The organism is Prosthecobacter gellanilyticus, assembly GCF_007992435.1.
Lineage (GTDB): Bacteria > Verrucomicrobiota > Verrucomicrobiia > Verrucomicrobiales > Verrucomicrobiaceae > Prosthecobacter > Prosthecobacter gellanilyticus.
The window spans coordinates 49,008-60,756 of record NZ_BKAG01000047.1; the positions used below are offsets into that span (position 1 = coordinate 49,008).

The 11,749-nt window shown below is 57.5% G+C and carries 7 protein-coding genes; 4 read left to right on the forward strand and 3 right to left on the reverse strand.

Going from position 1 to position 11,749, the window contains the following annotated elements:
* Positions 1–22: 22 nt before the first annotated feature.
* The 4 genes from ribH to BGE01nite_RS23180 all read left to right on the forward strand — a co-directional run bounded on the left by ribH (position 23) and on the right by BGE01nite_RS23180 (position 5,204).
* A complete protein-coding gene (gene ribH / locus BGE01nite_RS23165) occupies positions 23–529 on the forward strand; it encodes a 6,7-dimethyl-8-ribityllumazine synthase (RefSeq protein WP_146854194.1) in 507 nt (168 codons plus the stop codon).
* Positions 530–533: 4 nt separating this feature from the next.
* Positions 534–959 (forward strand): transcription antitermination factor NusB, encoded by a 426-nt coding sequence (nusB, locus tag BGE01nite_RS23170; protein WP_146854196.1) that lies wholly within the window; start codon positions 534–536, stop codon positions 957–959.
* Positions 960–1,042: 83 nt separating this feature from the next.
* Positions 1,043–4,165 carry a PSD1 and planctomycete cytochrome C domain-containing protein gene (locus tag BGE01nite_RS23175; protein ID WP_146854198.1) on the forward strand — a complete coding sequence of 1,041 codons (3,123 nt, stop codon included), beginning with the start codon at positions 1,043–1,045 and terminating at the stop codon, positions 4,163–4,165.
* A gap of 307 nt (positions 4,166–4,472) precedes the next feature.
* Positions 4,473–5,204, forward strand: a complete 732-nt coding sequence (locus BGE01nite_RS23180; RefSeq protein WP_146854200.1) for a hypothetical protein — start codon at positions 4,473–4,475, stop codon at positions 5,202–5,204.
* Positions 5,205–5,226: 22 nt separating this feature from the next.
* Here the strand turns inward: BGE01nite_RS23180 and BGE01nite_RS23185 are convergent, their stop codons facing one another.
* The 3 genes from BGE01nite_RS23185 to BGE01nite_RS23195 all read right to left on the reverse strand — a co-directional run bounded on the left by BGE01nite_RS23185 (position 5,227) and on the right by BGE01nite_RS23195 (position 10,589).
* Entirely contained in the window at positions 5,227–6,021 is a 795-nt protein-coding gene (locus BGE01nite_RS23185; RefSeq protein WP_146854202.1) for a hypothetical protein, read from the reverse strand.
* A 65-nt stretch (positions 6,022–6,086) separates the two neighbouring features.
* On the reverse strand, positions 6,087–9,377 hold the full coding sequence (locus BGE01nite_RS23190; RefSeq protein ID WP_146854204.1) for a ribonucleoside-diphosphate reductase subunit alpha: 3,291 nt from the start codon (positions 9,375–9,377) through the stop codon (positions 6,087–6,089).
* Between the two features lie 129 nt (positions 9,378–9,506).
* Positions 9,507–10,589 (reverse strand): ribonucleotide-diphosphate reductase subunit beta, encoded by a 1,083-nt coding sequence (locus tag BGE01nite_RS23195; protein ID WP_146854206.1) that lies wholly within the window; start codon positions 10,587–10,589, stop codon positions 9,507–9,509.
* Positions 10,590–11,749 lie beyond the last annotated feature (1,160 nt).

An 11,749-nucleotide genomic window follows, 5' to 3' on the forward strand; every position in this document is an offset into this window, starting at 1 on the left:
ACCGAGAACTACCACCCCCCCAATGTCCCAGCACTCCCCCACCCGCCCCCGGCCCATCCAGGACCAGGTGTCCATCGCCATCGTGGCGAGCCTTTATAACAATCAGTTTGTCCAGGGCTTGCTGGATGCCGCTCGCGAGGAGCTCGAGACGCTGGCGCCAAATGCCGCGCTCACCGTGTACCGGGTACCGGGTGCTTTTGAGATCCCGGTGTGCGCTGAGCTGGTGCTGAAGAGCACGAAGCCGGATGTGCTGGTGGCCTTTGGAGTGATCATTCGCGGCTCCACGGAGCACGCGGATCTCGTGGGTGCTTCCGTGACGGATGCGCTGCAGCAGATGGCCGTGCGCCATGTGACACCGGTCATTCATGAAGTGCTGCTCGTGAACAGCGAGGAGCAGGCCGAGGAGCGCTGCCTGGGCGTGACGATCAACCGTGGCACCGAGGCCGCTCAGACGGCGGTGAACATGCTCAGCCTCTTCCGCAAGATGCGGGCGAGCTTCGCCGGAACCCCCGACCTGGAGAACGCCTGATCTCATGGGAAAACGACGTGAAGGACGCGAAGCCGCGGTACAGTTCCTCTTTGCTCATGAACTCCATAGCGAGCACAGCACGGAGGAGCAGGCTGGTTTCTGGGAGATCCACAGTGCCAAGCCCAATGTGCGCGCCTATGCCGAGGAGCTGATCCGCGGCGTGCTGGCGCATCTGACGGAGATCGATGCCATCATCTCGCCGATCGTGGAGAACTTTCGCATCGAGCGTCTCGCCAATGTGGACCGCAACATCCTGCGCGTGGCCGTGCATGAGCTCCTGCATGTGCCGGATGTGCCCGCTCCGGTGATCATGAATGAGGCCATCGAAGTGGCAAAGAGTCTCGGTGGCACTGAATCCGGCGCCTTTGTGAATGGCGTGCTGCACAAGATCGCCAGCAGCATCCGGCCGAAGCCGAAGAAGGCGGAATAGACCATCGCGCGGGGATCCTTCCCCCATGGTCGGGAGGCGGATGCTGGCAAGAAGCCCCGCTCCGGGTCGTATCCACCCGGCACATGCTTCGCCGTCGTCTCCTCCTTCTGCCTTGTCTCACCGCGCTGACTGCCAGCGCGGAGACGCGGCTTGATTTCAACCGGGACATCCGCCCGATCCTCAGCGACAACTGCTTCGCCTGCCATGGCTTCGATGCCAAGAAGCGGAAGGCCGATCTGCGGCTGGACACACCTGAGGGTGCTTTTGAAATCAAAGACGGTGTCCAGGCCATCAAGCCGGGGGATGTGAAAGCCAGCAGCATCATCGAGCGCATGGTCACCACGGACCCTGACGAGCTCATGCCGCCGCCGGAGTCGCACAAGAAGATCACGCCAAAGCAGCTCGAGACCCTGAAGCAATGGATCAGCCAGGGCGCGGTGTACAAGAAGCACTGGGCCTTTGAAAAGCCTGTGAAATCCGTGGTGCCCCAAGTGGCCGCCGCGCAGGTGCGCAATCCGGTGGATAGCTTTATTCAGGCTCGCCTGAAGCAGGAAGGCCTCACCCCTGCCTCTGAAGCTTCCAAGGAAACACTGATCCGCCGAGTGACGATGGACCTCACCGGCCTGCCGCCGACGGTTGCGGAGGTTGATGCCTTCCTCGCAGATGCGAATCCCGATGCCTATGAGAAGCTCGTGGAGCGCCTGATGAAGTCCGAGCGCTATGGCGAGCACATGGGACGTTATTGGTTAGACGTGGCGCGCTATGCGGACACACATGGCCTGCATCTGGACAATGAGCGCAGCATGTGGCCGTATCGCGACTGGGTCGTGCGGGCCTTCAATGACAACCTGCCCTATGACCAGTTCACCCGCTGGCAGCTCGCCGGCGACCTCCTGCCAAACGCCACGCTGGACCAGCAGATCGCCTCCGGCTTCAACCGCTGCAACGTGACCACCAGCGAGGGCGGCTCCATCAATGAAGAATTCATTTTTCGTTATGCCGTGGACCGCACGGACACCACCGTGGCTGTGTGGATGGGCCTCACCGCTGGCTGCGCCGTGTGTCATGACCACAAGTTTGATCCGATCACGCAGAAGGAGTTTTATTCGCTCTACGCTTTCTTCAACAGCACGGCCGATCCGGCCATGGATGGCAACATCCTCCTGACACCGCCGATCCTGCGTCTCTCCAACGACGAGCAGAAGAAGCAGATCGCCAGTTACGACCAGCAGATCACGGCCGCGCAGACGAAGATCCGCGAAGCCATCGCCAGGATCGAATACACCGACCCTGCCACACTCACCCCACCACCACCCGTGCAGACGAGCGAGGAGGTGTGGTTTGAGGATGCCTTTCCCGCCGCTGCGGATGTCGGCTCCGCAGGTGCGCCCACGGAGATCATCGGCAAAGACAAAGGCCAGGTCTTCAGCGGCAATGCTGCGCTTCGTCGCAAGGCCAAAGGCGTGGCGCAGGATTACTTCACGAAGGGCGAGACCTATGACATTCCCGCCAATGGCAAGCTGAGCGTGCAGTGCTTCTTGGACCGGCAGGATCCACCGAAGGCCGTCATGCTGCAGTTCCATGTCGGCGGCTGGAACCACCGTGCTGTGTGGGGCGAGGAAGGCGCCATTCCTTTTGGCAAAGTTCGTACACCCGAGCGCGTGTTGATGGGCAAGCTGCCCGAACTCGGAGCCTGGACCAAGCTCGAAATCCCCGTGGAAAAGCTCGGCCTGAAGCCCGGCATGAAGGTCACCGGCTTCGCCTTCACACAGTTCAATGGCACGGTCACCTGGGATCGTCTCGCCGTGAGTTCTCGTGTCGATCCTGCCAAGGATCCGCAGTGGTCCTGGAAGGTCTGGTCGGAGAAAAACCAGGGCAAGCGTGTGGCCGAACTACCCTATGATTTGCAGACGCTTGTGCGCGGCAAGAAAGCTGCCGAGTGGACCGAAGCCGAGTCGAAGAAGGTCAAAGACTGGTGGTATGAAAACGAATACCAAGGTGCCCGCGAGATCGTGCATGGCGCACGCGCGGAGAAGCTCGCGCTGGAGGCTAAGCGCAAGACTTTCGAGGACGTCATCCCCGCCAGCTATATCATGGCGGACCTTCCGCAGCCGCGTGAGAGCTTCGTCATGAGTCGCGGGCAGTATGACCAGCCCGGCGAGAAGGTCACTCGCGGCACGCCCGCCATCTTCCCGCCGCTGCCGAAGAAGGACATGCCATCGCGTCTCGATCTCGCGGACTGGCTGCTCTCTCCCGAGCATCCGCTGACAGCCCGTGTGCAGGTAAACCGCTTCTGGCAGCAGTTCTTCGGCACCGGTCTCGTGAAGACCAGCAACGATTTTGGCTCCCAGGGCGAGCCGCCCACGCATCCCGAACTGCTCGACTGGCTCGCCGTGACCTTCCGTGAGAGCGGCTGGGACATGAAGGCCTTCGTGAAGATGCTCGTGACCTCGCATGCGTATCGGCAAGATTGTAAAACGAGTTTTCCAACTCGTTCAGGCAAAGGTTCAGACAACGGGTTGGAAAACCCGTTCTACGCGGATCCCGAAAACCGCCTGCTCGCACGTGGCCCGCGCTTCCGTCTGGATGCGGAGGTGGTGCGTGATTCCGCACTCTTTGTTAGCGGTTTGCTGAGTCCGAAGATCGGCGGCAAGGGCGTGCGTCCTTACCAGCCCGAGAACATCTGGGAACCTGTGGCCTTTGGTGGCAGCAACACGCGCAACTACCTTCAGGACAAGGGCGAGTCCCTCTATCGCCGCAGTCTCTACACCTTCTGGAAGCGCACCGCCCCGCCGCCCTCCATGACGACTTTTGATGCGCCTAACCGAGAGTCTTACTGCCTCCGCCGCGAGCGCAGCAACACCCCGCTGCAGGCCCTGAACCTCATGAACGACGTGCAGTACTTCGAGGCCGCGCGAAACTTCGCCCAGCAGCTCCTGCAGAAGCACACCGGCACCGATGCCCGCATCACTGCCGCCTTCCGCTCCGTCACCAGCCGCTTCCCCAACGCCCAGGAAGCCGAGATCATCCGCACCACGCTCGATCAGCACCTCACCGCCTACCGCGCCAAGCCCGAGTCCGCCAAGCAAGCCATCACCTTCGGCGAATCCAAACCCGACGACAAACTCGACCCCGTCGAACTCGCCGCCTGGACCATGGTCACCAACCTCCTGCTGAACCTCGACGAAATGGTGAGCCGCGGGTAGTCCTGGTAGACGGACGCGAAAACACATAGGCTCGGCAGCGCCCCAAACCCTCGGTAGGGCTCTGCTGTGTCGGAAGCCATTTGTCCGTGGGCGGAGGCGGCGCGGAGCTTCAATGGACAGCCCAGATACTTCCTCAAGCCTAACCATCATTCAAAAGCCCACACTCACATCTTAGGTCGGGATATGAGTGGACTGTGTCGCAAGAGATCACGTGATCGGGCTTTATGAAATATTGGTATCCACTTGCCTTCCAAATTATTCTTCAAATTGTAGCTGCCTTGCGACGCTCCCTTGAGAAGCTCAAGATATGACACCAGAAAAGATTAACGCGATGATCGAAGGCGTTGCCACAGGCCTAGTGGGAGCTCTAGCCCTTGGCGTCTTCTCAATATCCAAAAATAGCATCAAATCTTGGTTTCTTCGTCGCCAGATCCTTCGTCGCGTTCGCAATATGGGCGCGGGATATGGTGTAAATGATATTACCCTAACAATAAGTAATTACATGGGGGTTGTTCTTCGCGTTAGAGAGGTCAAATTGGTTACCAATGGCGATCGAAACGTGAGATGTGAGATGCAGTTCTGTGGCGAAGTTAAGTCATGCAGAAAGATTTCCCGTAAGGAGCAGAAGAAGATGATTCAACGAGTAAAGAAGGGCGAGGACGTACTCGTGGAGTCGGTTCTCAGCAGTCCCAAGCCAACTGCCGAGCCGGTCTCCTTGGATGAATCCGGCTGGGTTCTATTAAGACCGTTCATGGCTGCAACCTTTCGAGTTCCTATTCAGGTCCTAATTAAATACAACATGGTTCCGGTGTCTGCGATTGTGTTGGTTGAATACACGAATTGTTCCAACGTGGTAGAGCTGTTGGAAGTGGAAGCTAACAATAACACCGGAGACAGTCTAAAGCGGTATCATGAGAAGAATCTAGAAGAACTTCAAAGCGGAAGGTTGAATGAAGTCCGTAAACAGTTTGGTCTTCCTCCAATTGAGGTGCCTTCTGCAAAGGAGACCGCCGGAAGTGCAAAGCAGGCTGTCAATTGAGTACTCCTTTAGGCGGATCTGGCTAATGGTGCTGGGCATGCCTATTCGCCGTGATCCACTCGTTGATACGGCCTGCGAGAAACGGTAGTTCGTTGGTAGGTGTGTCAAAAAGGGCCAGTTGACCAGCTTTGCCAATAAATGCGGGCTCGGATAACCAAGGGTGTCGATGACTGGAGCAGAAAGTCATCCAGCAAACTCCAGCAAATATCGTTCGATACACATGTTGACCGGTTTCACCCCAGCGGATTCTATGCGGCGCAAGGCTAATGCCCTCAATGGGCTGGCCGCCTATTTTCAATCGGAGCCAAATCGATGAATATTGCCATGGTTCGCCAGGATCTGACGCGAGCAACATGCTTCGCAGGCAGTCGGTATGATGATCTCCAAGGTTAACCGCTGAATAGTAGGGGTATGACGATATGCCCATCGCAAACAAGTTGAACATTGTGAAGAGCTTCACCCGCTGATAACACAAGCCATCAATGAGTTGATGTCCAGATGATGTCCTCCGGATGATCGCCTCATATTCATAGAGGACGCCTGACATGTAGGTTTCCAACTTGTTGCGCTTATCCTCACAATCTGGGCAGAACAGCGCTTCTGTAATACCAGCTCTTTGATTCCGCTTTATCAATCTAGGGTCGTCCTTTATAACGAGATCATAGCCCTTATTGTCCTTGCGGTGTGCTAGTCCACTTTGCTTCCATAAAAAGCGAGAGAGAACATGAGACTTTTTGATCGCAGGAGCCTTTTGGCACAACCTGCAGAATGCTGAATTGGCCATGTTCTTTTGTGGTTCTAACAATTGATAGGTCATATACACAAATGCGGCGGGCCGAAAGACCCGCCGCTTACAACTTCAAAAAGGGAGCTGAGCTCACCTCACTGGCAAGCCTCGCAAGTCCCGCCATTCCGCATCGCCTCGATTGAGCAGGCCACGACCTCCTCAGTCGTGTACTCACGCTTGGCGGTGTCCTTCTGGCCCACGATTCCGCGCATCTCCTTCTCCACTTCGGCGGTGCTCTTCTCGATGTTCGAGGCACTGCGCGTGCGGAGGTAATACGTGGTCTTCAGGCCTTTGCGCCAGGCACCGCGATACATGTGGCTCAGGATGCTCATCTCGCTGCCGCCGAAGAACAGGTTCACGCTCTGGCTCTGGTCGATCCACTTCTGGCGGCGCGCGGCGGCGTCCACCAGCCAGGCCCAGTCAATGCTGAACGCGGTGGCGTAGCGGCGCTTCAGGTCCACCGGGATTTCCTCGATGGCCTCGATCTCGCCGTCCATGTACTTCAGCTTGTTCTGGATCTCGTCCGTCCACAGGCCGCGCTTCTTCAGGTCGCGGATCAGATACGGATTCAGCACCATGAAGTCACCTGAGAGGTTGGACTTCACCAGCATGTTGCTCATCAGCGGCTCGATGCACGGTGAGGAGCCCATGATGTTGGAAATCGTGGCCGTCGGGGCGATGGCGATCACGTTGCTGTTGCGCATTCCTTGTTTGGCGATCTTCGCACGCAGCGCGGACCAGTCCATCTTGCCACCGCGTGGCACTTCCACCGGCACTCCGCGCTCCTTCTCCAGAAGGTCCACCGTGTCCTGCGGCAGCAGACCACGATCCCACTTGCTGCCTTTATACGTGGAGTAGGCGCCGCGCTCACCCGCCAGATCACTGGAGGCCTCATAGGCGTAGTAGGCGATCGCTTCCATCATCTCGTCGTTGAACTCCACCGCCTCTTTGGAGGCAAACGGAATGCCCTTGCGATACAGCGCATACTGCAGGCCCATGACACCGAGGCCGATGGGGCGATGACGCGTGTTGGACGTGCGCGCCGCCTCGGTCGGGTAGTAGTTGATGTCGATCACGTTATCCAGAGCACGCACCGCGCTGCGGATCGTTTCACGAAGACGCGCATGGTCGATGTTGCCACTGTCATCCAGATGGTTGTCGATCAGCACGGAGCCCAGGTTGCACACGGCCGTTTCATCAGCAGACGTGTTCAGCGTGATCTCAGTGCAAAGATTCGAGCTATGGATCACACCCACATGATCCTGCGGGCTGCGCACGTTGCACGGATCCTTGAAGGTGATCCATGGGTGACCGGTTTCAAAGATGGACTTCAGCATCTTCTTCCACAGATCAATGGCCGCGATCTCACGTCCAAAAATCTTGCCAGTCTTCGCCAGCGCTTCGTACTCTTCATAGCGCTTCTCAAAGGCGCTGCCGTAGAGTTCATGCAGATCCGGCACTTCATTGGCGCGGAAAAGCGTCCACGTGCCGCGGGACTCCATGCGCTTCATGAAGAGGTCGGGAATCCAGTTCGCCGTGTTCAGGTCATGCGTGCGGCGGCGTTCATCACCCGTGTTCACACGCAGCTGCAGGAAGTCCTCGATGTCGTTATGCCACACTTCCAGGTAGGCGCAGCCAGAGCCACGGCGCTTGCCGCCCTGGTTCACCGCGATCAGCTGGTCATTATGCAGCTTCAGGAAAGGAATCACACCCTGGGATTCACCGTTCGTGCCCTTGATGTAGCCGCCGGTGCCGCGCACCGCCGTCCAGGAACCACCCAGACCACCCGCCCACTTGGAGAGGAAGGCATTCTCCGCGATGCCGCGGTACATGATGGACTCGATGCTGTCGTCCACCTTGTACAGATAGCAGGAGCTCAGCTGGCTGTGCAGCGTGCCGCTGTTGAAAAGCGTCGGCGTGCTGGAGCAGAAACGTCGGCCCTTGTACATGCGGTAGATGCCGATGATCTTGTCCTCGGGGTTGCCATCACGCTCACCCACATTCAGGCCCATGGCCACACGCATCCAGAAGAGCTGCGGAGTTTCGAGGCGCTTGCTTGGCTTCACCTTCTTGTCCACGATCAGGTAGCGATCATAGAGCGTCTGGATGCCCAGGAAGTCGAAGTCCATGTCCGCTGAAGGATCGATGGCGTCGGAGAGCTTGTTCAGGTCAAACTCAAGCAGCTTCGGATTGTAGCGGTCGATCTCCACGCCACGGCTCAGATTGCGGCGGAAGGCACGGCGATGGTATTCCTTCAGCTGGTCGATGCCATCACGCACGATGTCCCAGCCCAGCACTTCCTCATAGATGTACGTCAGCAGGATGCGGCCGGCAAATTTGCCGAAGTCAGCGTCGCGCTGCATCAGCGTCTTCGCGTTCAGGATGACCGTCTTCTTCAGGTCCTCCACCTTGATGTCGCTGTTCAGTGAGCGGCGCAGCTCCATCTCGATCTCGTTGCGCGGCATGCAGAGTTCCAGGCCGATCATCGCGTAGTCGATCCGTTTCTTCAGATCCGTGCCATCCCAGAAGAAGGAGCTGCCGTCGACCTGCTTCACCACGATCAGCGCCTGCTGCTGCTCGCTCTCGATCTCTGCGTTGATCGCAGCCTGCTCTTCATCGCTCTCGCGCATCTTGTTGCGCAGCGCACGGTACTGGATGTAGGCGCGGGCCACCTTGAAGAAGCCCTGCTTCATCAGCTCTTCCTCCACCAGGTTCTGCACGTCCTCGATGTGCACAAACTGCTTGTTCTCTTCCACGATCGCGCGGCTCACCGTCTCCGCCACCAGCACGGCAGGGGAGGAGTCCAGCTCCATGGAGAGGAAGGCTTTGCGAACCGCGATTTCGATCTTGTTATGATTCCAGGGGACCAACTGGCCGCTGCGACGGATGACTTTGGTGTTCACGATGAGAGGCTGCGGGATGGTGCTTTCGGCAAAGGGGTCATACTCCGCATGGTGCTTACGCTTTTCCGCCAGAGTGCGCGCCACGTCATGCGCATTGTTTTTCACCAGCGCCCGCTCAATGCACTGGTGGATGTCCCGCGCGCTCAGAGGTGCCGCCTTGCCGCTCCCATCGGCAATCTGGCTCACCTTCTGATGCAGCTCTTCCGCCACGGAATTGGCGATGTTTTGCACAAAGCGACGGTTCGTCTCATTGTACACACCTTCCTTTTTACGCGCCAGGAAGAGGTCAGACAGCGTGTTGCCGATCGTGTCGGCGATCTCACCCATGTCAAAGTCACGCTCAGCACCCGCCACAGACACTTTCAGCGGCGAGGCATCACGACCGTCCACGACCGAGCGCCAGTCGTGGTGAGGCTTCTGGTCTTTCGGGGCCTTGGCGACTTGGCGGAGGAGTTTGTCCTCCTGGAGAAGATTCGCAATCATGGTGGGAGAGGGAGTGAAGGTTGGGGCTGACTGACTGAGCGTTGACTTTACTTAACCAATGCGAGGCATTTGAGAGGATGGAAAACCACGCTGGAGGTGTGCCAGCACGGGTTCCAGGAGCAGGAAATGTTACAGGTCGTCGTCGGAGGAATGAGCCAGGGCGGACGACTTCTGGTAGTCCGTCACCTTGCCCTCAAAGAAGTTTTGCTCTTTGCGCACGTCCATCAGGTCCGCCAGCCAGGGCAGGGGATTGGTGGCACCTGGGCTCAGCGCAGGCAGGCCGCAGCCCGCCAGACGACGATCGGCGATGAAATCAATGTACAGGCAGAATTCGTCCGCGCTCAGACCCACCGCATTCACCGGCAGGCAGTCACGGATGAATTCTTTCTCAAGCGTGATGGCCTCGCGCATCGTTTCCACCAGCTCCTCGCGGAATTCAGGGGTCCAGATCTCCGGGTTCTCCTCGATCAGGTCCATGAAGAGATTGCGGAACACCTCGATGTGGTTGGACTCATCCCGCAGCGTGTAGCGGAACATCTGGCCGATCCCCGGGAACTTGTTCTGGCGGTAGAGGGCCAGGATCATGCCAAAGAGGCCGTAGAATTGCGTGCCTTCCATGCACTGGCCAAAGACAAAGATGTTCTTCGCCAGCAGCTTCTTGTTCTCGATCTGCGTCAGGTCCAGGTCACGACGCAACGCGTTCGAGGTGCGCGTCACGAACTCGTTCTTTTTAACGATGGTCGGGATCTGCTCAAACATCGCCTCGCACTCATGCGGGTTGATTCCCAGGGATGAGATCATGTAGAGAAGCGAATCCGCATGGATGTTCTCCTCATGCGCGTGGCGTCCCAGCACCAGCTTCAGCTCCGGAGCCGTCACCAGCTCGCGCACCACGTGCTGCACATTGTCTCCCACGATCCCCTCAGCCGCGCTGAAATAGCCGATGCCCATCATGATGATCCAGCGCTCGTTCTGGCTCACATCATGGGAGCGCCACTGCTCCACATCTTTCTGCATTTGGATGTCTTCAGGCTCCCAGTGGTTCGCCTTCATGATGCGATACAACTCATAAGCCCACTGATACTTCAGCGGGAGCAGATTGAAGGTCATGCTCTTGCGGCCATTGATGACCTTCTTCGCAGCAAAGGCTAGTTCGGCTTTTTCTTGATCGAGAGGAAACTCGCGATTGCCGATCTTGTATGTTTTTTCCATGTCAGGCGGGAGTGGGAGTGAAAATAAAGGGTGTTTACTACAGAGGCGGAAAATATCGGGCCGCTTCAGCTATAAACACCAGATATAGCGAAAGGCGGAGGTGAGGATGCACAATATCTTGTGTGTGGTCGAGATGTTTTTACCCTACCCATTGTGTCGGGAACGTTTCACATCGCATTTTCGGGTGTTCCACAGCCAAAACTTTTTTCGAACGCCAAAACGACATTTCCTGGTTATAATTTTGAGAGCGACTTAATGCCTGAAAAAGCCCCCTGGAGAGCGGGCTATTGTGCATAACTCAGCACTTTATTCGCCAAACCCTGCGAAAAATGCGGAAAATAACCCGGTTATTCACAAAAAGCCGGGTTTCGGTGGTCAATGTGTTATTTGACTTAAATTGCCGAAAATTAGGCTCCAAAAGCGAAAAAAGGCCTTGTAGAACATTTTTTCCTCCTCTCGCCGCCATCGCTTGACACGAAACCCGAGCCGACAGCCCGTCATTCCCCAACAAGTAGTATGTGCCTAACATAGAAACACTACTGGTTGGGCCTTGAGCCACTCAGATCAGGTCGGATTGCGTCGGATCAGCCTGGAATCAGCCTCCCACCTTGGCTGGAGCTCATTCATGTGGCGCCCTCCATGACTTCCATCTCACTCCTGTTACCTGATCCAGCCTCTCTAAAACTCAAAGAGGTTGGATCCAGTCGGATTCGCTCGGACTCCCATGTAGCGGCAGCTCGTGATCTTCGAAGCCTTGGCGGAGGAGATGCGTCAGCAAGCCGTCTTTGAAGCCCGCGACCACGATCAGGTCGGATCCAGTCGGATTCGCTCGGACCCCCATGCAGCGGCAGCTCGTGATCTTCGAAGCCTTGGCGAAGGAGATGCGTCAGCATGCCGCCTTTGAAGCCCGCAACCACAATCAGGTCGGATCCAGTCGGATTCACTCGGAGCCTCAATGTAGTGGCTGGCGTAAGCCTGCCCTCTCCGAGGGTCCGCGAACACCCTCCGCCCCCGATCCAGTCGAAAAAACAACCTGGATCCACCTTGATCTGCTCGGATCGAACCGCTCCAGCCAAGGAGCCATCTTGCCCCGCAAGATGAGCCGCAGCCTCTCGCCACCTCCCCCCATCTAACTGATCTTTCGTCGAAAACGAGGACGG